The sequence below is a fragment of the Psychrobacter pacificensis genome, assembly GCF_018336615.1.
Taxonomy (GTDB): domain Bacteria; phylum Pseudomonadota; class Gammaproteobacteria; order Pseudomonadales; family Moraxellaceae; genus Psychrobacter; species Psychrobacter pacificensis.
The window spans coordinates 1,310,193-1,333,384 of record NZ_CP048752.1 but is presented as its reverse complement, the minus strand read 5'-3'; the positions used below and the strand labels follow the sequence as shown (position 1 = coordinate 1,333,384).

The 23,192-nt window shown below is 39.7% G+C and carries 11 protein-coding genes and 1 tRNA gene; 9 read left to right on the top strand and 3 right to left on the bottom strand.

Translation table 11 applies throughout. The features are described from left to right. Positions 1 to 154: 154 nt before the first annotated feature. The 9 genes from GYK50_RS05715 to GYK50_RS05675 all read left to right on the top strand — a co-directional run bounded on the left by GYK50_RS05715 (position 155) and on the right by GYK50_RS05675 (position 16,698). Entirely contained in the window at positions 155 to 1,333 is a 1,179-nt protein-coding gene (locus tag GYK50_RS05715; protein ID WP_212564508.1) for an acyl-CoA desaturase, read from the top strand. A gap of 447 nt (positions 1,334 to 1,780) precedes the next feature. Continuing rightward, the gene (locus GYK50_RS05710) at positions 1,781 to 3,247 is read left to right on the top strand and encodes a protein adenylyltransferase SelO (protein ID WP_212564434.1); all 1,467 of its coding nucleotides are present in this window, start codon (positions 1,781 to 1,783) and stop codon (positions 3,245 to 3,247) included. A 352-nt stretch (positions 3,248 to 3,599) separates the two neighbouring features. Beyond that, positions 3,600 to 5,918: an NADP-dependent malic enzyme gene (locus GYK50_RS05705; protein ID WP_058023952.1), complete on the top strand. Its 2,319-nt coding sequence runs from the start codon at positions 3,600 to 3,602 to the stop codon at positions 5,916 to 5,918. Positions 5,919 to 6,082: 164 nt separating this feature from the next. Beyond that, positions 6,083 to 7,270 carry a tRNA nucleotidyltransferase/poly(A) polymerase-related protein gene (locus GYK50_RS05700; protein WP_212564433.1) on the top strand — a complete coding sequence of 396 codons (1,188 nt, stop codon included), beginning with the start codon at positions 6,083 to 6,085 and terminating at the stop codon, positions 7,268 to 7,270. Between the two features lie 74 nt (positions 7,271 to 7,344). Beyond that, positions 7,345 to 8,157: a pteridine reductase gene (locus tag GYK50_RS05695; protein ID WP_212564432.1), complete on the top strand. Its 813-nt coding sequence runs from the start codon at positions 7,345 to 7,347 to the stop codon at positions 8,155 to 8,157. A gap of 93 nt (positions 8,158 to 8,250) precedes the next feature. Then, positions 8,251 to 8,327, top strand: a tRNA-Ile gene (locus GYK50_RS05690). 170 nt (positions 8,328 to 8,497) lie between these two features. After that, on the top strand, positions 8,498 to 9,769 hold the full coding sequence (locus tag GYK50_RS05685; RefSeq protein WP_212564431.1) for a tyrosine-type recombinase/integrase: 1,272 nt from the start codon (positions 8,498 to 8,500) through the stop codon (positions 9,767 to 9,769). Positions 9,770 to 9,800: 31 nt separating this feature from the next. After that, complete coding sequence (locus GYK50_RS05680) at positions 9,801 to 16,037, top strand: P-loop domain-containing protein (RefSeq protein WP_212564430.1); 6,237 nt, start codon at positions 9,801 to 9,803, stop codon at positions 16,035 to 16,037. Continuing rightward, complete coding sequence (locus GYK50_RS05675; RefSeq protein ID WP_212564429.1) at positions 16,027 to 16,698, top strand: hypothetical protein; 672 nt, start codon at positions 16,027 to 16,029, stop codon at positions 16,696 to 16,698. Before GYK50_RS05680 ends, GYK50_RS05675 begins: the two co-directional genes overlap by 11 nt. A 59-nt stretch (positions 16,699 to 16,757) precedes the next feature. Here GYK50_RS05675 and GYK50_RS05670 read toward each other — a convergent pair whose 3' ends face one another. The 3 genes from GYK50_RS05670 to GYK50_RS05660 are packed head-to-tail and all read right to left on the bottom strand — an operon-like array spanning position 16,758 to position 22,901. Further along, positions 16,758 to 20,021: a tyrosine-type recombinase/integrase gene (locus tag GYK50_RS05670; RefSeq protein WP_212564428.1), complete on the bottom strand. Its 3,264-nt coding sequence runs from the start codon at positions 20,019 to 20,021 to the stop codon at positions 16,758 to 16,760. Further along, on the bottom strand, positions 20,014 to 22,338 hold the full coding sequence (locus tag GYK50_RS05665; RefSeq protein WP_212564427.1) for a hypothetical protein: 2,325 nt from the start codon (positions 22,336 to 22,338) through the stop codon (positions 20,014 to 20,016). Before GYK50_RS05665 ends, GYK50_RS05670 begins: the two co-directional genes overlap by 8 nt. After that, positions 22,338 to 22,901: a hypothetical protein gene (locus tag GYK50_RS05660; protein WP_212564426.1), complete on the bottom strand. Its 564-nt coding sequence runs from the start codon at positions 22,899 to 22,901 to the stop codon at positions 22,338 to 22,340. Before GYK50_RS05660 ends, GYK50_RS05665 begins: the two co-directional genes overlap by 1 nt. Positions 22,902 to 23,192 lie beyond the last annotated feature (291 nt).

The window sequence follows — 23,192 nt, the reverse complement described above, 5'->3', positions numbered from 1 at the left end:
TGTAAAGAACGCCAGCACTCAAGTCACGCGTTTCAAGACTCGTTTTGATGAAAAGAAAGCGCAAATGGCTCTTGACGAGCAGCCTACGGCAAAACGCAACTACGCTAACGCTTCTGAGCAAACGGATGTTCTGACAAAAGAGCAAAGCATTGATATGCGTGAGTTTGAATTTACAAAAGCGCCAATCAACTGGATTCCAGCGACTTTTTTGGTAACGACGCCGATTGCTGCTGCTATCATTACACCATGGTATTTGTTTACTCATGATGTAAGCGCCCCTGTCTGGGGTGTATTTGGTGCCTTTATGGTATGGACTGGCATTAGTATCACCGCTGGTTATCATCGCCTGTTGGCGCACCGTGCTTACAAAGCGCATCCAATCGTCAAAAACTTTTTATTGCTAGGAGCTACCCTAGCGGTACAAGGGTCTGCATTTGACTGGGTTTCAGGTCACCGTGTTCATCATCGTCATGTCGATGATGTGATGGACGATCCGTACTCAGCAAAACGTGGGTTCTGGTTCAGCCATATCGGCTGGATGCTACGCAACTATCCTAGCGGCAACTTTGACTACAAAAACATTCCTGACTTGACCAAAGACAAAGTCCTACAGATACAGCATAAATATTATGGCCTATGGGTACTAGCCACCAACGTTGGTTTGGTCGCGGCTATTGGTTGGTTGTTGGGTGATGTTTGGGGCACGCTTGTGTTGGCAGGTTTGCTGCGCTTGGTATTGACTCATCACTTCACCTTCTTCATCAATTCGCTATGTCATATGTTTGGTACACGTCCTTATACGGATACTAATAGTGCTCGTGATAACTTTTTCTTAGCTATCTTTACGTGGGGCGAGGGTTATCATAACTATCATCATTTCTTCCAGTATGATTATCGTAATGGCGTGAAATGGTGGCAATATGATCCAACAAAATGGTTGATTGCTGGCTTATCAAAACTTGGGTTGACCTCTGATCTGCGCACGGTCGATGATACGACCATCAAGCATGCCGAAGTTCAAATGCAATTTAAAGCAGCTCAGCAGAAAATCGATACCGCGACTGGTGGCGGTATTGACTTACCTCATGCGATGAAGAGCTTCCAAGATCGCATTAAGTTTGAATATGATGCCTTTACGCAGACAGTTGAAGAGTGGCAAGCGCTAAAAGCAAAAACAATTGAACTTAAAAAGACAGAGTTCGCTGATCGCTTGCACGAGGCTGATGATAAGCTCAAGCATGATTATGCTAAGATTGAACAAAAAATTCTTGAGCATAATAATAACTTAAAGAATGCTTTTCGCTCTATTGGTATCAGCAAAAAAGCCGCCTAACTGGTTTTTATAAGCTATCGTAATTGTCAGGTTTCTCCTTCCCTCTATCTGCCCTAGATAGGGGGATTTTTTTGTTTATAATTTATAATTTATGGTTTATGTCACTACCTCTACTTTTAATAACCTTATCCTCGTAGTAAATGATGAAATATATAGGCTCAATCGTTGCAACCTCCAACCTAGAGACAGTAACCAACTATAGTCAATCAATACTAAAAGTGGTACAAGGCAGACGAGTGCAAGTACTACAGTAGTAGGCTAAACGAGTCTAACGCTGTAACACTTTAATAGTGGTTCGACTATAATTCACTAAACTCAGCTCACCCAAAGTAGCTAGTTTTATTTTTTGGTTAGATATTACAAGAGATGGACAGAGTGCAACGATGCCATATGAGTGCTATGTTATAGTGACATTCTCACTTTTATATTTTAATGGAAACGGCCTGTATGCGTTATCAAAATACTTATGTCAATCTCGACACGCGCCTTTATCATGAGCAGCCGCCCACACCACTGGACGCTCCACGTGCTGGACACTTCAATACCCAAGTCGCACAGCAATTAGGTTGGGCAGACAATGAAGATCTGATGACCAATTGGGTTGAGATATTGGGTGGCCAATATGTGCCATCTGACTTTAAACCATTGGCAATGGCATATGCAGGTCATCAGTTCGGACAATGGGCTGGGCAACTGGGTGACGGACGCGGTTTGCTGATGGCGCAAGTGCTCGATAGCAACGGACAACCACAAGACTTGCACCTCAAAGGGGCTGGCCTGACGCCCTACTCACGCATGGGTGACGGACGTGCGGTCTTACGTAGTACGATTCGAGAGTACTTATGCGGTCACGCATTGACGCAGCTTGGCATCCCCTCTTCCAATGCCTTGGGGTTTGTTGTCTCTGATACGAGAGTGCGCCGTGAGCGTATCGAAGCGGGTGCGGCATTGATGCGTGTCGCTGATAGCCATATTCGCCTTGGTCATGTCGAATGGATTGCCAGCTTTGCACCTGACTTACTCGGTGAGTTTACCGACTATATGATTGACACTTACTATCCAGAGTGCCGCGATAGCGAAACGCCTGTCTTAGCTTTCTTGACCGCAGTGGTTGAACGTACGGCCCGTATGATTGCTGATTGGCAATTGATTGGCTTTGCTCACGGTGTGATGAACACAGATAACTTATCTATCACAGGCAGTACTTTGGACTTTGGGCCGTTTGGCTTTATGGAGCGCTTCAATCCTGCATGGATTAACAATCACTCAGACCATACGGGTCGCTACGCTTATCAGAATCAACCTGCTATCGGGCATTGGAACCTAAACGTTTGGCTGCCACACTTTATGCGCCTAGAAGGCGTTACTCGTGAGACGCTCGCTGAGTGTTTAGCGCCTTATGAAGCAACCTTTATGCAGCATTATCAGCAAGGTCTGTGCCGCAAGCTTGGCCTACCGCATCAAAGAGAAAACCTCAGCTTGGCCTTTGAATGGTTGACACTATTAGAAGACAATTTGCTCGACTATACCAATAGTTTCCGCGCCCTACTCGGTTTGGTCGCACCAGCAGATCATCCTTATGAGCAAAAGCTACTGGTTACCATGACCACCGAATTAAGCGGTGATGCGCAGCAAGTATGGCAAGACTGGTCAACACGTTATCTGGCACAGATCGAGCAGCTGTCACTTGAGCAGGTAGTTAACGGTATGCAGACAACTAATCCTGTCTATGTCCTTCGTAATAGTATGGCGCAGCGTGCCATTACTGCCGCAGAGCAAGGTCAGTTTGAAGAAGTCGATCGTGTCTATCGCCTGCTAACTAATCCTTATCACGTCCAAGATATCGCGACTGATCTCGATACGAGTACACCGGCGCCGAACGTACCGCAAATGCCCATTAGCTGCTCATCTTAATATGGATGTATACTGTAATATTTTGAATATATTATCAAATTAAGGTTGATATTGGTCGGTGTTTTTTGGCATTATCAACCAGCTAAATAACGAATATCATTTTATTATATTATTCGCACGCTTCCATACTGTCGACTAGGCAGCGAATCGCCAATAATGGTAGAATGACTATTTTTGCTAGATTGCTTTTTTGACCTGATTTTTGATCAATGACCGTGATTCTGATGGTCGTTAGTCATTTTACGTTCAAAGCCCTTTGCTGATGATTATAATCATTCAATTATTTCTGAGGGTTAGACGTTTTTTATCACCATTTAATTTATTCCAATTTATTCCAACCATGGCAATTATTATGAATGACGATACCACTTCGAATACGGACAACCTCAGTACAGAAAAAGAGCAGTTTGAACAAGCTGCCTTACATTACCATGAGTTTCCACGCCCAGGTAAAATTTCAGTAACTCCAACTAAGCAGCTGGCTAACCAACGCGATCTGGCACTCGCCTACTCTCCAGGTGTGGCTGTACCGTGTCTTGAGATCCAAAAAGACCCAAAGCTCGCTTCTAAATATACGGCACGTAACAACTTAGTTGGTGTCATCACTAACGGTACTGCCGTACTAGGTCTGGGTAATATCGGTCCATTGGCATCAAAACCAGTGATGGAAGGTAAAGGCGTTCTATTCAAAAAGTTTGCAGGTATCGACGTTTTTGATATTGAAATTGACCAAAATGATCCAGATAAGTTCATCGAAGCTGTTGCTTCTCTTGAGCCTACCTTTGGTGGTATCAACTTAGAAGATATCAAAGCACCAGAATGTTTCAAAATTGAGCGCGTATTACGTGAGCGTATGAACATTCCTGTTTTCCATGATGATCAACATGGCACCTCAATCATTGTTGCCGCAGCGATGCTTAATGCGCTATTGATCACTGGCAAAAAAATCGAAGAAATTAAAGTTGTCTGTTCAGGTGCAGGTGCAGCCGCCATCTCTTGTCTAGACATCATTTGCGCGCTTGGTGTTAATAAAAACAACATTATTGTTTCAGATTCACGCGGCATTATCAGCACTAGTCGTGAAAACCTTGATGAAACCAAACAACGTTATGCTCGTGAGACAACCGCTACCTCTATCGAAGAAGTGATGGACGATGTGGATATGTTCCTAGGCCTATCAATGCCCGGTACACTATCAGAAGATATGGTTCGCCGTATGGCAAAAGATCCTATCGTCTTTGCACTTGCCAACCCAACACCTGAAATCATGCCAGAATTGGCACATGCGGTACGTCCAGACGTCATCATGGCAACTGGTCGCTCAGATTATCCAAACCAAGTAAACAACGCACTATGTTTCCCATACATCTTCCGGGGTGCATTGGACGTTGGTGCGACAACCGTCAACGAAGAGATGAAAGTCGCTTGCGTAAAAGCCATCGCTGCCATGGCACACGTCGAAGCAACCCCTACGACCAACGTCAGAAACATCGAGACGATGAAAAGCTTCGGTCGTGACTACCTAATCCCTGGCCCTCTAGAGCCAAACCTAATCATCGAGATTGCCTCTGCGGTTGCCAAAGCGGCAATGGACTCAGGCGTAGCGACACTGCCAATCGAAGACATGAAGGCATATCGTCAGCGTCTGTCTGAGTTTGTCTACAACTCTGCGTTTGTTATGAAGCCTATCTTTGCACGCGCTAAGTCTGCGCCAAAGCGTATCGTATACTGTGAAGGCGAAGACAATAATATCTTATTGGCCGTACAAGTGGTCGTCGATGAAGGCTTGGCTCAGCCAATCTTGGTTGGTCGTCCAGCAGTCATCAACGATCACATCAATAAGTTGGGCTTACGTCTAAAAGATGGCGAAAACATCACAATCGTCAACCAAGATGATGATCCTCGCTACAAAGACTACTGGCAGGGCTACTACGAAAAAAACAAGCGCCGCGGCGTGAGTATCGAGCTTGCTCGTCGTGATGTTCGCCGTAAAACCACGTTGATTGGTTCTTTATTGGTTGACAACGGTGATGCTGACGGTATGGTTTGTGGTACCTTTAGTGACTACCAGATGCACCTAAAGTATGTCGAAAGCGTCATTGGCAAAAAAGAAGGCATCAATGATTTTTATTCGATGAATGCCGTATTGATGCAAGATCGCAACATCTTTATCGCTGATACGTACGTGCATGAAGATCCAACCGCTGAACAGTTGGCTGAAATGACCGTTCTGGCTGCCGATCAAATCCGCCGTTTTGGTATCACGCCACGTGTTGCATTAGTCTCTCATTCAAACTTTGGCGCTTCAAATCTTGCCAGCGCGGTCAAAATGCGCAAGGTTCATGAGCTACTAACTGACATGAATGTCGACTTTGATTTTGAAGGCGAAATGCAAGGAGATGCCGCACTGAATGAACATATCCGCCTAAACGATATGCCATCAAGCCCACTAAAAGGCGCTGCGAACTTGCTGATCTTGCCAACGCTTGACGCCTCAAATATTGCCTTTAATTTACTTAAAACGGCAACCAGTAGTGCGTCTATTGGACCTATCTTGTTAGGTACGAATAAGCCAGTGCATATCTTGACGCCATCAGCGACTGCTCGCGGTATCGTTAATATGACGGCATTGACTGTGACTGAAGCACAAGATTTAGAAAGCGAAAAATAATCAGACGTCCTACTTCGTATGATTATGTGATTCAAAAGGGCTCTGTCATCCATTGGCAGGGCCTTTTTGCTATACTAAAACCGGCCAATGCACATCACGCATGGGCGGTTTTTTGATTTATTGCGATTGGGCCGCTGATATCGGTTCAATAAGAAGAGGCTTTTATGCAAATTTATCTTGTGGGTGGTGCGGTTCGAGATCAACTATTACAACAACCTGTCAAAGATAAAGACTTCGTCGTCGTTGGTGCAACTGTCTCGGAGATGCTTGATGCAGGGTTTCAGCAGGTAGGTGCCGACTTTCCTGTGTTTTTGCATCCCACCACTCACGAAGAATATGCCCTTGCACGTACAGAGCGCAAGCAAGGCTCAGGGTATAAGGGCTTTAGCGTACATGCCAGTCCTAATGTTAGTTTAAAAGAGGATTTGCAGCGCCGTGATCTGACCATCAATGCGATGGCTATAGAGGTCACTAGTCTCGCTGATGACACCCCCATCAGTGGCGAAGTCATTGACTATTACGGTGGGTTACAAGATTTAGAGAACAAAACGTTACGTCATGTATCTGACGCTTTTAGCGAAGACCCATTACGAGTGCTGAGGACGGCTCGATTTTACGGGCGTTATTATAATTTGGGTTTTACCATTGCGGAAGACACCTTGACCCTAATGCGTCAACTAGTCAACTCAGGAGAGCTTGCTCATTTGAGTGCGGAGCGTATCTGGCAAGAGTCAAGCCGTGCAACGATGCAACTATCACCGCAAGTATACTGGCAGCAATTGTTTGATATCGGTGCACTTACCGAGTATTTTGCGCCATTACATGGGGCTTGGAATAATACGCATATAAGAGAGACGGTTCAGACAGCATTATATTTTGCAGGCCAAATGCGCCTAAACTTGCCACAGCGTTGGGCACTGTTAATGGTCAGCCTGACCCCGTCACTATTTCATAGTGAAAACGCGGAGTCTAACTCTCACCTATCAACGGCTATAAAAAATATCAATGATATCGGTAATAAAGCTAAAGTACCCAAAGCGCATACGCAGTTCGCTACCCTATTCGCTCAGCAAGCCGAAACGCTGAGCATGATAAACAGTCTGAGCGCTGCCAAAAAGATTGACCTTATACAAGCTTGTGGTGCTCATAAAGAGCCAGATAAGCTGTCACAGCTCCTTGTGTGCAGTCACGTCTTACGGCTGGCAACACAGCACCGTCAGATGATGCTAGCACTAAATAGCTTTCATGCAATCGGTATGACAGATATTGCACCAGATCTTAAAGGGCCAGCCATCGGAGCAGCCTTACGTCAAAGCAGAATTGAACACTTACAAGCGCATGACACCTATTAAAAAGCATTTTAAAAAACATTTTAAAAAACATTTTAAAAAACATTTTAAAAAACATTTTAAAAAACATTGTCACTATGAACCAAGAACCTAACACTCTGCTATCAAAGAATACTGACATCCAACCTCCGGTGATGCTGGTAACCGGTAGCGCTAAGCGCATCGGTGCGGCAATTATCAGAGCAGCGCACACTCAAGGCTACCGTGTCATTATTCATTGTCATCGTAGCGAAAAAGAAGCTAATAGCTTAGCTGACCAACTTAACAAAAGCCGTGCTAATAGCGCAGTGGTTATTGTTGCGGATTTGGCAGTAGTCAATCATGGTGCAGCGTTAGAGGATTTTGTTAAAAATATCATAGAAGCCTTTGGACAGCTAGATGTACTGGTACATAATGCGTCACGGTTCTACCCAAGCCCGCTTGGTAACATTGATTATACCCAGTGGGATGAATTACTTCTAACCAATGCCAAGGCGCCTTTACTATTGAGCCAAGCGCTAGTGCCCTATCTCAAACATCAGCAAGGCTGTATTATCAGCTTATTGGATATTCACGCGCATGATAGACCGTTTAACAATTATACGGTCTATAACATGGCAAAGGCTGCGCATCGAATGATGGTTCAGTCGCTAGCGTTAGAGCTGGCACCAGACATACGCGTCAATGGTGTTGCACCTGGCGTCAATATCTTACCCGACCCCAATGGCGACCAAGCCATGGATGAAGTACAACAAACCAATATTATCGACTCAATCCCTATGCAAAGAATCGGCAAACCTGAGGAGATTGCTCATAGTGTACTGTACTTGGTACAGGCGCATTATGTCACAGGTGAAATTATCACAATCGATGGGGGGCGTAGCCTGACTTTGGCTGGTAGTGGCTTTTAATCCGCTTTTAAACCGATTAAAAATTTATTGGTTACTTGCTATCTTTTACTTGAAAAATTCAAAAAATCAGGTATCATTGTGCGTCTAACGTTAGGGCCCATAGCTCAGTTGGTTAGAGCAGAGGACTCATAATCCTTTGGTCGTAGGTTCAAGTCCTACTGGGCCCACCATATTCAAACCCTTACAGTCATTGACTTGTAAGGGTTTTTTATTGTCTAAAATTTATGCGAACGCATGGACTTAGTTGGTTTTTTGATACTATCTTGATACTTTGACCCTTATAGTAATTAAAGTATGATACTACTAACACTATGGTTATATACTGCTGCATGGGTGATATATGAAGGTTAAACTTACCAAAAAATTTATAGATTCAGTAGACTATACCGCTAAAGGTACTGAAATCTATATGGACGATGTGTTAACTGGTTTTGCGCTACGTGTGGGCAAACAATCCAAACGTTATACATTACATAAGCGTATTAACGGAAAGCTATATAGAGATGAAGTGGAAGAAACGCACTTGATTACGCTAACCGAAGCACGTGAAAAAGCCAGCATAATGATGGCTAATATAAAAAAAGGTCTGCATGTTTATGACGGGCTTCATGAGGTCTTGGAAGAGCCGAAAGATAAGACCAATAATGTACCAACACTGAGAGATGCATATACCTACTTTAAATCAGCAAAGACTAGCTTAGCTAAAGGCACTATTGACACTTATGATGGTCAAATACTAAACAAGCTAGATGATTGGCTAGATATATCTTTAAATGATATATCTAAGTCAATGATAAGTGATAAGCATAAAGAGATAAGCAAGCATAGTAAAGCTCAGGCTAACGCAACTATGAGAGCTCTAAGGTCAGTTTGGAATTATTGTCGTGATAGCTTTTTAGATGATAACGAAGACTTTTTAATTAAAGAGCAACCAGTACGCATACTTAACGCCAAGAAAGATTGGAATATAATTAAGCCGCGTACTAAACATGTTGAAGAAGAATATTTAGGTATGTATCTCAAAACACTTTTAAATTATGTTGATAGAAGCTCACACCTGCAAGCGCCCCATAGCAATAATGCACGAGATATCATGCTACTTTTTATGTTCACTGGTGTGCGTTTAAATGAAGCGCAGCCCTTAAAGTGGTCTGACGTCGACCTTATAGCTGGCAGGATAGTATTCAAAGCTACAAAAAATGGTTCTAATTATCATATGCCTACTAGTGATATCTTACAAGCTCTGCTTGAAGAAAGATTCAGATTAAGCGCTGGCAAGCAATGGGTATTCCCGAGCAACTTGAAAGCTAGCGATGACCATATAAAAGATTTAAGCCGTAGTTATAAGGCCATAAGTAATCAAACAAACTTGTATATTACACCACATGATTTGCGCCGCACTTTTGGAACGGTAGCTAATAACTCAAGCATCAGCTATCCAGTCCTTAAACGCTTGCTCAATCACCGTGAAGCTAAATCAACCGATGATGTTACCCTACAATATATCCAAGTGTCACAGCGGCAACTAAGAGACGCTTCAAATTCAATAGAGTCTTTCTATTGTAAGCATGCTGGCTTGACACAAGCTGAAATAATCAGTAAATATTACTAACCTACTAAAATCCCAAAAAGAGTTCTTTAAAATGTCGTCAACTGATTTAGTCAGAACAAGCCGTGATGGTGACCAGTTTCACTATTTATGGGCATCAAGAAGAGCTTTATTACTGCTACAGTCCGATTCCAAATTAAAGCTAATAACGATAGAAGGAGTCTCTTCTGTTGAGCTAGGTGACCAGCATGTTTCTGATGGAGAATATGTGGTTGACGTCGCTGAATATTATGGCGGAGAAAGTTTTGCGACAGCTGATAGCATAAAATATTATCAGCTAAAGCATACGACGAAAAGTAAGGAAACTCCTTTTGACCCAAGTAAACTAAGAAATACGATAAAAGGTTTCAGCGACCGCTACAAAGCTCTTATTGAGGTTATTGGTAAAGAATCAGCCCAAGCTAAGCTCAAGTTTATATTCGTATCGAACAGATCTATCAATGAAGGCTTTCATGAGAGTATCAAACAAGTAGCTTTAGGGCACTCTACTAATCTGACTAATCAGAGAAAGCTTGAGCTATATACAGGCTTAAACGGTCACAACCTCTCTGACTTTTGTAAATTAATAACTTTTGATATCACTGCTGACGATTACTGGGAACAACGTAATATTCTTACCTCAGAAACCGCAACTTATCTCGCTGGTTCTGACGCACACTCCCCTATTAGTTTAAAAGAGCTAATCACGAGAAAGGCGTTAAGCGAAAGTCAAAATAGCAGCTCTATTAATAAAATCGACGTTTTAAGAGCGCTTAATACGAATGAAGACGCTCTATTTCCAGTGAAAAATCTAATTAAGATAGTTGAGAACCCTATTCAACGTGAGCAAGAGCAACAACTTACTAGCCAGATTATTGATGATAATTTCAATGTTTTTATAATTCAAGCAGAAGGTGGTGTTGGCAAAACTATCTTTGCTTCTCACATTCATGAATACCTACCTGAAGATTCAATCTCTATTGTTTACGATTGTTTTGGGGATGGATCTTATAGAAACACCTCAACTTTAAGACATACTCACAGGACAGCTTTGGTTCAAATAGCTAATGAACTAGCTGCGCGAGGGCTATGTTACCCTTTAATTCCAACTTCTTCTGCTACAAACTCTGACTATATCAAAGCATTCTTATCACGGGTTGATCAAGCGTCACAAAAGATTAAACATGTTAATTCTAATGCAATAATTTCAATTGTCGTTGATGCTGCCGATAACGCCCAAATGGCAGCTGAAGAGTTTGGGGAAGCAAGGTCTTTCATTAAAGACTTAATCAAAGAATCTTTTCCTGATAATGTTAAGTTAATTAGTTTCTGTAGACCCTACAGATTAACCTTACTTGATGCACCTTCAGCAGTTAGAATTCTTAATTTAAATCCCTTTACTCTTGAAGAGACTAAACAGCATTTAGAAAAATACTATGATCAAGTGTTGCCTGAAGATGTATCAGAATTCCACAGGTTAACATCTCAAAATCCACGTATTCAAAACATCGCTTTGGCTAAAGGTCAAAGTTTAACGGAAACTCTACGCTTTTTCGGTACAAACCCTAAAAGCATCGAAGATACTATAAGTGATTTATTAGAAGCAGCTATCAATAATATTAAAGAGAATAACTTTAGTGAGAGCACCAAAATAGACAAGCTATGTGAGTCAATTGCGATTCTTAGACCTTTATTACCTGTCGAGGTACTCGCAAAAATATCACAGGTCCCTGAGGAACAAATCAGAAGCTTTATCGCAGATATTGGCGGACATCCTATTCGGTTACTGGATGACTATATCCAATTTATTGATGAACCAACAGAAACTTGGTTTAGAGACAATTATCACCCTAAAGACAGTCTACAACTTAGAGCTTATATCACTACACTCAAACCTTTGGTTAGCGACTCACATTATGTCGCCTCAGTTTTACCACAGCTAATGCTTGAGGCTGAAGAATATGAAGATCTTTTTGATGCTGTCTTAAACTCTAAACTCCTCCCTGAGACCTCCTCACTAGAGAGAAGACAAATTGAAGTACAACGGCTTCAATTTGCAATCAAAGCAGGCATTAAGCTTAATAGATTAGTTGATGTTGCTAAACTGTCATTAATGGCTGGAGGTGAAAGTGCCGCTCAAACCAGACAGAATGTTTTAATAGCAGATAATTTGGACTTAGCCACAGTTTTTTTTGATGATAACCAGTTACAAGAATTAATAGCGAATAATATTTTTACTTTAGAGGATAAATGGGAAGGTGCGAAATTTGCTTGCGAAGCACAGCTGCTCTCATATAAGCCAAATTTATTAAGTGAGGCTAGAAGTAAACTTAGAGTAGCTGAAGACTGGCTTCATAGTTGGCTTAAACAACCCGTAGATGAAAGGTATCAGAGAGGATTTGACGAAAAAGATATTTCAAGACTATTTATTGCTCATTTTAATATACATGGTCCTGAAAAAAGCTTAGCTTGGCTAAATAGATGGAAGCCAAAGTCTTTAACCTATATTGTGGCAACTTACGTAGCTCAAGAATTTCTAGCACATAATAGACTATCAGATTTAAAGTCTATGTTAGAACATGCCAGCAATAACATTTATTTCACATTAGGTATAGTGAACGAAGCCGTAAAACAAAACTATGGTATTCCTAAGCAGTATTTATCAAGATCTTTCAAGATTATAAGTCGCAACGGTGTTTTAATTAAATTGGAAGATGGTATTAAACCTATAAGTTTGAATACCATAACGAACTATCTACTTGCCTGTTATAGGTCTGGAGTCTGTAATAACATAACTGCCTCAGATGTATTATCTCGTTATATGCCAACTAGACTCCCTTATGAACTTGAAGATACTCGTAGTCACTATGAAAAATCAATATATATGCTTGCCTATGCATTATCAGCTAAGTGGCAAGCTAGCGATTTAACAATAGATGACATTATTAACGAAGACACTGAAGCAAAAATCAAACAATCTAATAGTTCATCTGATTTTAATGAAATTAAATATAATATTGAAAAATTAATTCCTTGGTATAATTTACTAGCCGATAGCCTGGTATCTACATCAACAATTTCAAATATTGAAGAGTCGCTTAATATCGTTTTAAATGATTTAAACCTACCTAAAGTAGATGAATATCGCTTTAATCGTAGTATGGTAGAAGATATTGCTTGGGCATGGTTTAAAATTATTATTGCTAACAAACAGAACATAAAGCAGTTGACCCAATATTTATTTGAATATATAAATGTTAGAGAAATTAGATTACTTCCTAGAACCCTTAATGAGTTTACAAAAATATGCTGTCAACATTTTGAACTTGAAGACTTCGCTTACGAGTTTAGTCAGCAGAATTTCAACAGAGCAATTACATCTGAAGTTAATGCTAATGAAATACTGGATGATATTGTACAAGTTACAAGAGCTATATTACCGTTGGATCCCAAGCAGGCTGAATCATATTTTATTAAAGCTATCGAAGTCAGTAGCAATATTGGCGACGAAAACCTTTCTCGCTGGGAGGCTTTAATTTATCATGCCTCAAATACAAATGGACTCGTTTATAGTGAACAACCCGAATTAGCTTATAGATTTTCTCGTTGTGCTGAACTTACTTATAAATATATATATGAAGATCATTTTAACTGGGATGCAACGGTTAAATCACTAGCTGATATACATCCTAATTCAGCTTTAGCTATCGCGAGCAGATGGCGTGATAGACAATTTGGAGAATCCGAACTAGTCATCAATACAATTGGAAAAAAGCTATTACAACACAAACTTATCTCACCTTTAGCACTTCTTTCCATACTTTGCTTTGAAACAGGCTCTTATTTAAAAGAGATACTAGAAAGTATTCAATTCGATACGTTAGACAGTAATTTTCAAAGAGCTTTGATTCTTATAGTTTACCAATATCAGATTATACCTAATCCATCTGAAAGCAATAGAGCGTTACTTAAAAAGCTATACGATGATTATGGGCTAGAGATAGCAGAAATACAGCGGTTTTTCGAAACTTACGAGCCTGATGAATTAAAGCCAAGTAATTCCAATGATGATTTTAGTTCCACAGTCGAGAATATAGACTGGGATGAATTTTTTATCCATGATCAACTAGATAGCAAATACGATTATCAGTCAGCCCAAGATAGATATTTGAGTACTAAAAAATATGGTTCATTAGATGAAGAATACTATAGTGAGCTACATAAAAGACTATCCAATGCATTCATCTATGACTATATAACATCACTTTTAAATGATCCAAAAATCGGATTATACACACTGAGCTTTATCTTAAAAACAATACCTAACAAATGGAAGCAACGTCATGCTGTAAGAGAATGCTTTGCCGAACAGTTTAAAATATACTGTCGCAGGCATGCATTAGAACTTTATATAAGTCTTCGTTACGGTGACTTACAGTTAATTGCCTTAATGAGTTCAATCTCTAATCTTCCAGAAAGTGAGTTGCTCAGACAGGTCTTATTAGGGCGTTCAGAAAGTGCTGAACTGTTAAATAGTGATCAACTATTTAATATGGTGAGTATGATTAGTAAAATCATCGATCCTGAAGATTCGAAAGATATATTACAATATGGTTTGACGTTATTAGAAAAAGATTTATCGGACGATATATCGGATGGTGAATGGAATACCTACCTAACACCGCCAGATACTATTGAAGAAGCCTATGCAGGATATCTTATTTCAGGATTAGCATCACCGTTTCTTTATACCCGTTGGCAGAATACTCACGCGGTTAAAGTGCTTGGTGAACTCCAACAAACACCTATATTAAACGCTTTAGTAAGCCAGATAGATATAGAGGCCAATAAAGCTTTTATAGATAACCGCTTTCTTTACTACGGTTATACCGCTCTTCAATGGTTGCTCGCAGCTTTTCTGAGAGTCTCTAACGAACATGCCAGCGCAATAGCGCCCTATACTGACTTCTTTAAATCTAATACCAATTCCCAACAACCTCATATATTAATACGTCTATATTCAGCTAAAATTCTTTTAAGCCTATATAGACATGGTCTTATTCACTTGACACCGAATGAAATAGAAATATATGAGTCGATTGGATTTTCAAGGTTTGAAGTTATAGCTAAGGAAGATGTTAATTTAGATGAATATCAGGATATAGATAAATCTGAAGTAGATTCATTTGGTATTGATTTTGGGCCTTATTGGATCGATCCTCTTGGCAGATATTTCGGTTTATATGCTAAACATGCCTATTACGAAGTATCGCTTAGCAAAGATAATGTATTCAATAGTCTAAATAAGTTAAAAGATACTAGGTACTCATTCTCAATATACGATTGGCAAGCCACAAATCATAGTCATGGCTCAGCACCAGAAGTAGAAGACTTAGATTTTTATAGAAACTATCATTCACTTATGATTGCTACAGATCTACTATTGGATAAAAAGCCTTTAGTTCAACAAGACTGGGACACCTTTTCTTCTTGGCTATCAAAATATGATTTTTCTTTGCTAGATGGTGCTTGGCTATCAGACTATAGAGACCCTACGCCTAAACAAACATCAGAGTGGCATGAGGATATTGAACAGAATAGTCCAAGCTGGGAGTACAGTGTCTCATCGAGCGACTTTAATGAACATTTTAATTTTGATAATGCCTGGTTACCCATATGGGGTGGTTGGACAGAAGTGTATTCTAGAAAAGAAAAAAGCTTCTATATGCGTGCAAGCTTAGTAGCTCCGAAGACATCTTTTGCTTTATTACGTTCTCTGAAATCTTACATAGACCCTAGTGATTACTGTTTACCAAAACAAGACGATGGCTTTAATATCGATAATGGTGAGTTTAAATTAATGCCACTTCTGTCAGAAGCTGAATATTTTGATAGTACCATTTTTGAAAAAGACCCTTGGTCAGCATCTATTGAGTATAGAAATCTAAAGCCTACTAACAGTATTATAGATTTTATGAATCTAACCTGCGACTCACTTGGTAAGACTTGGTGTGATGAACATGGTAATGAAGTTATTAGAACGTCTTACTGGGGTCGTCTACTCTCCCGTAATGAAGAACATTCCAGCGGTACTAAAATGCTGATTTCTAAAAACTTCCTTATCAATCTACTTAAAGTGTTAGACATGAACTTAATAGTATCACTTTCAGTTAAGCATAGACTTCATTCGAGATATGGAAAAGATGAAAAGTATTATAAAGAGTTAGGATATATCCCTGATAGTAAGAAGGTCTATTTAATCACTAAGGATGGCGAATTGTATGGATACTAAGTCCCTAGAACAGTTAGGCAAAACCCTCATAAAAGAATATGAACTGGAAAACTCTACTAACACCTTAGAAAGATGGATGCTCCATTATTTAACAGAACTCTTTTACAAGGAAAAATCTTGCGAAGATTTGGAGAATAAAAAAAGCATTCAGGTTGAAATTAAAGATTTAATCTTAGATTTTTGGCGATTAAGATACCATTTAGCTGACGAGGATAGTTTATTTAAGAAAAACCAGACTCTTATAAATGCTTTAGAAAAGATAGGTACTCAGTCCATCATACCTATTAGTTCATTCTTCAACCCCTATGATAGTGCAGATACACTTGGGATTAGCGAAACGGAATGGCAGGACAAACTGTTAGCCATCGACAAATCATCAAAGATAGTTATGTCACACTGTGTTTTAGAGTATCTTAATGATACTGCTGAGAAAAATGATGAAATTGTAAAGCTTATAGAGTCTATCAAAGACTACAACTCCCCAGAATCTTACCTAAGCAACTTTTATGATGATGAGACAGCAGAAACAGATAAAATCGAAAACATAGAGGAACGTATTCAAAACTTGACTGTTTTTATAGATACAGCGGAGTCTGTAATTGAAGAATATAGGTCTGAGCTAGATAGCTTAGATGTTGATTCACATAATAAACCTAAATAATTTAATTACTCGAACTTAATTGTTTCATAGCTGCTACTTGCAACGATAATGATTGTTAACTAGCTATCATCATGTTTAATTAACACAATCAAAAGATACCCTAGATATTTAAGCACTCCCGATGACGCATAATAGTGATTAGTGGTAGCCAAGTTTTTGTCAGAGTGTTTACGTTTTTTCTGTACTACCCTTACCTCATAGCCATGAAAACTCTCACGTGCACCGACACGTATTGAGCTGTTCAGACCTAAGTCTTTTTTAACATCACTTACAACTTGCTCACTATATGTCCTAACTTGCCAATGATTGGCATCAATAAGCTGACAACCTACTAGCATAAAACTCTGTAGCATCTCAATCTGGGTCTCCTTAATACCAAAATGGATCGATGAGTTATTTAAGTTATGCTTATGCGCAAATATCTCAATAAATACTCTCAACTTCTCAGGATCCTTTATAGACATCTGATATGCCCTATCTAATGCTCTAATGATTACTTCCTGATTCTTACTACCTTTAGGCCTACCTAGTAATAGCCTGTCATCGTCGAACAGCTGACTAGCGCGCAGGTATAAACATTTAGATTTATTTAGACTTATACCATGTCTAATAGCAACTTCAGGTAACAGCTCATCTCGAGAATTTTCTTTTAACTCCTGCAGCTCCTCTAGAAAACCTATGACGTCCGCATATTTAGGGTGAATAAAAATTGAATTTGTATTCGACTCTTTCAATTCATTCAAACTACTATTTAACAGTGGCTGGCTAGCATTGCTATCAGGTTCATCTGCATTCTTAAATAATGGTGTTTTATTAACAGCCGTTTTTTTAAGGAAATATGGTCTTATCTTATTTAATTGCACAGTCTTTGTCGTTGCATCATAAGCAGTTTTGTCTTGTCTATAGATAGCAGAGTAATCTAGATCTGTTATTAACTCTAAAACTGTTATAGGTAGCTCCAAGCAAGCATTACTCAGCCGATCCCCTGCCAGCAGATGAGCAGTATGAATATAATGCTCGAAGGTTGTGTCGCACGTTAAATGTCCTGCAAAGCTGGCCAGTCCAAACCAGGATCCTTGTTCCTTGTGATAGCCAAGGACCCCTTTTATTACTTTTTCGCACTGCTCATTATCATAATCAGTCATCACCTGTGCCAATGGCGACTTACTTAGTACTAACGCCAGCTGACTAATCGCAGTATGCCTAAAGCTGTGAAATGTGAAATCGTGCTCTCCTAGCAATCTGTCCCAAATTAACTTCATGAGATTACTGAAAATCACACTGGGTAACGGCTGATCACCTGAACCTTGAGAAAACAAGTAACGACGCTTCAACCTTTTCTGCTGACGATATAACTGAGTAAATTGTTTTAACTCGTCTTTCTTAAGTAGGCAGTTAATGGGTATAAGGCGGCTTGCGCTGCTACTTTTCAATCTCCGATAGCGATTTGGTCTTAACCATATTTGCGGCTGCTCTATTCGTTGTCCATGTTCATCAATATAGATGTCAGCTATATCACGAACTTTAACACCGATAAGTTCTTTAATTCGCAACCCTGTTCGATACGCAAGACTTAACACTACTAAGCAAAGGTCTTTCTGCTCATCGTCTAAGCCCGAATTGACCAAATACTCTTTCATCGCATGATATATCCGAGGCGATATCATGTTCGCATTTACCACTTGGCGTTTATTACCCCATGGGAAATACACAAACGGCGCATTATAGGATTCTCGCTGATAATTATGGAAAGCTCGTAGTCTGCCGTAAGTAAATTTTTGAGTATCTTTGAGCTTATCCAGATATGAAACTTTGTTTTTGTTTATATGCTCATTCTTTAAGCCATTGAAACTACATTGACTTATCACATCGTCTGCACAGCCAACTAAATCATCGTCTGTATCTAGATTGTCTTCACCAAAGCCTGAGTTTTTGTTCAAAATAGACCGCTTTCTTCCATCCTTAATCTTACTTTGAATGATCTCCTCATATACAGCTTCAAAGTCCTCGTCAGACCATTCATCAAGATTCTCATCCATTGTTAGCATCAGCCAATCGCGACCAATACATCCCAGATATTTACTGATGGTATCTAACCTGTTACTGCTATCATTCAATAAGCTCTTTACCCATCCTAAAAGACGCATGGCGTTGGGTTGGGTTAACTCCTGCTGTAACAGCTCTACTTGTATAATAGCGGATGCTTTACTGCCTTTAAGGGCATCTTGAACCTCTTTAATCAGATTCTTGCTAAAGCTTGGATACTCCCTACTATTGGTACTTTTTTTGTCTGATCCTGAATAGCTTACTATAAATAACTCGGACCAAGTAAGCGGCTGTGGGTTTGATTTAAACACCTCTTGATTATAACTAATAAGCTTATTTGTGGTTAAGCTCGTCGTTTTAATCTTTCCTTGTCTAACCATAGCCAGTGCAGTGTCTATATCGCCCCCCTTCATCTGCCGCCAATGATAGTCAGCGTATTTTATTAACTGTGATAAATATGGTTTACTTTTATCTTTATTTTGTAGTTTTAGCTTCTTACAAATCTCATTAATAATGATTTCAAACGACTTCACATCTTCTTTTTTTAACTTTTTATCTTTTAGCGCGTATAAAAAGCAAAGTGTCATATCATCAGGTATGTACTCTACATAGCGCTGTAAGCTTGTAGCAGATACATCCTCTGAGGTATGACTTTGCGTATAAGAACAACCGTAATTGTCATCATCAATACTGAGCAAGATTAGCGCCAAACTCTCGCTGCTGACACCTGAATCTGGTAATTCATCAGTTGCTGGTAGCTGCAATTGATATATGTCACGTTCGCCTAGGAGCCATTGATACAGTGCTTTTAACACATCTATGTCATTCAATCCCCCATACATCACGCTACAGTAGAGCACTGACTCAATCAAATCATTGTTTGAGAACCTTCTTTTCCGTTGCCATATCTCAATTATTTGCTGGCTAGCAAGGCTTACTTGAGCACCACTTACCATCCAATCATAGGATATTGTTAAATGATCACGCTCTGCTATGACTGGCACAACTGGTTCATCCATACTCAGTTCATGAGATTTGTTATAACTCCGTATGTATTCTAAAAATCCTTGTCTGGCTAAGTGATAGCTATGCGCAGTATCAAAATGCACCTCAAGTATGCTACCAATGGTTTGATAGTATTCAGTTAGGTCTGTTCCTGTGAGTATGTGATTGTCATCAACATACGAAGCTATCAAAAATTTTGCCTCATTTTTGATACTCTCATGACTCTTGCTTTTATTTTCTTCTCTTAACTGATGAGCAACGGCATTATCCATATATATTCACCTCAACTTGTCGTAGGTTAAGCTCAACTGCAACTTTCTCTAAGTCAGCGGATAACGCTTTTAGCTCATTAATGGATAATGACGACATGGGATGCATAGCCTCCTGATCTGGATGTTCATGACCATATAGGGCGCAGATCAAATGCTCAGGGGACCTATTCGTTAGTAGTGAGCGTAATTGATGTCTAAGCCAGTTGTCTTGGTGACTAAAAAAGTGTTTTATCTGATAGCGAACCTTACTAGGTTTAATACCGGTAAAGCCTTTGGGATTTTGGCTAAATAGCTGAATGAGTGGCTGACTAGAGTTCAAAATTTTATTTATAGGAAATTGGTCATTGGGATATATAGAATTATGCATGACCGCAAATTGCTTGATATATTTAATATAATTTTGAATCGCTGTGATTAAGAAATCACTAAGAGGAATAAGCCTTCCCTGCCCTTGTCCCTGACGCTCTTCTTTATCCGACACCCATAACAGCCTTTGCCTAAAATCAAATTGATTTAAAAGCCCAGGCGCATGCTTTACGGGTCTAATCCCAGTCTGAATAAAGATGATGTGCCATAACCAGACACCATAAGCATTAAACTGCTCAATATAACGGTCCTGCCTTATGCTTACGTTCCGCTTTAATCGACCGTTATAACTCTCAGTTGCTTCAGCAAGCTCATCAAAAAATCTTTGGCAGATATCAATATTTAAAGTCATGTCACTACCAATATATTTTTTATAACGATTGCTTTTCGTGCTAGACATACTAAGCTGTCGTAGCTCACCTTGGCTGTCCGCAGTACAGTATTCGGTCAATAGTTGTATGGCGCTGTAGTAAGTCTTCTCTAAGCTTATTGTCTCAATACTGGTGTAGTACAAGGGCGAGCTGTGTTTCACATCAACTCCAGTAATCATGTCGGCATGTAATGGCTCTTGCAGCTCATTCTTTATAACTGTATATAAACAAACGTCAATATGCTGATTTGATAACACCGATAGCTCTAGTTGCACTTTCAAGCTTGCCAGCACTTCAGACACTTCATCGCCATCCACCGAAAACTTATTTTCAATAACTGCTTGTAGCCTCGCTGGCAGAGGTAATTTAAATTCATTATCATGGCTTTGACGATGTGGCAATAAGTGGCTTCTACGATTTGAAGTTACGTTAATAGTATTACTCATAGCATAACTATCAGCAGCCGAACCGCTTTCATGACTCAACCACTTGCGCTGACTTTTATCCAATGCCAGCTCATAAATCACGTCTTGGACCTTCCGACCACTTAGCATTGATAGTAATATAACGGCATAAACCCGACGCTGTTTATAGCTGACAACGCCAAAAAGCTGCCACACCCGAGCAAATAACATCTGATAGCTCAGTAGACTTAGTTGACGTAAATTAGTAGGAAAATGAAACTGGTTACGGCGGGCATGTCGATATTTATTTTTTAGCTTCCATTGCTGTAATTCTGAGGATTTAGCGGTTGTACTGGAAGGCTTAAAATCATTATCTAAGAGCGCAGGCGGGTCATCATCAGCAATATTCTCAGCGTCCGATACGTTATCATTTTTATGGGGTCTACCAAATATTGTGACTCGTATTGGCTCATCAGCACTATTAAGGTATCGCTTATTAGTGTGTTCTTTACTAAGCTCATTGTTTTGTGAGCTGGTATAGGTTTTACTTACAAACGCTTTGTTCTCTGCAACTACTTCATAGGCAAGTCTTATTTGACCAATTTTACCAGCCAACTTTTGATTAACCACTTTGCCTGACTCTTCATCACTTCTTATCTTAGCTTCATATACGCGTAATGCTGCTAGTGCCTTCGTCAGTGAAACATGTTGAGCATGGATATCAATCAGTTTTTTAACAATCTCAGCTTGTGGGTTATTAGGCTTCAACCCCATCCTTAGACGCACACTTAGCTGACCGACTTTTACAGAGTGTTCATCCTTACGTATAGCAATCATAATGATTATTTGCAGATATGCACTCATAAACTGCCATGCTTCATCATCCCTACGTGCTTGACCATACCTCTGGTAAAACAAGACCAGCATATAAGTGACTGCCCAATTCTCAATTTTTTTCTCTTTGACGACTTTCCTGGCGATAGCTTCACATTCAGACGATGTAAATACTGGCATATCTAGGCTGGCTTGCTCACCAATATGTAGGCAGAAGCCTGGATTAATATAAAGAGTATTAATAATCAGACTTTGTATTTTTATAAAGTACGGTGAATCAAGTGGCACTAGACGATCTAAAACCGTTTGTAATTCGCTGTTATCAAACTGCTTTATATTCATTAGGGTGCACCACTCAACCAGCTCATACTTTGAGGAATACCTAGAACTCGATCTTCTAGTGCAAACTTACATTGGCGATATTCATAACTACTCTGGCTAATACCTGCAAAATGGCAATACTCCTTTACAGTCAGTTGCCTAACCCCCATGAGCTGGCATATCACACTTTGAGGTGCAGTGCATTTAAGTGCTTTAAACAAATCAGGATGGTGAATACCTTTCAAGAACATCAAGTTTATAACCTCCATCCATGCGAGCTGCTGAACATCTTTAATACTTTCAGGGATTATTAAGCATGGGTGATCGCTATCATTCTCGAACCTTAAAACCTGATCGACTCTTTGGAAATCATTAAAGAAATAAAAAGCATCGTCCCCTCCATCAACCAAGCGCAGGGGTGGACGGTAGAAATTATCCAAAAACTTCATATTGATATAAGTCGTTTTAGGTCTCAATCTCTGCCAAACACATAAAGCGGCTTTAGCATACGGATGTACATACAAATCATCCTTACTAGGATTGGCAAGTTTTTGCCCAACCTTAATTTTATTATTTTTCATCATATATAAAATAATAGTGAATATAATTCATGTTATCCAATAAACATATAGGTGTCAAACGCTTTAGTGTTGTGGGGCTTAATATCGCAAAAAAATCAATTCTATTAGATAGTTAAAATGATTCTAAACACAAAAAAACCTCTTAAAGCCATAATCAATATAGCTGTAAGAGGTTCTTACATTTTATATTTTTGTCAGGTGCAAAGTACAAACTCGGGGTTTGAATATCACTACAAACCTATAGGTACTATAGAATTATCCACTTCTACTCATTTGTTAATTTACTTAGGTGAT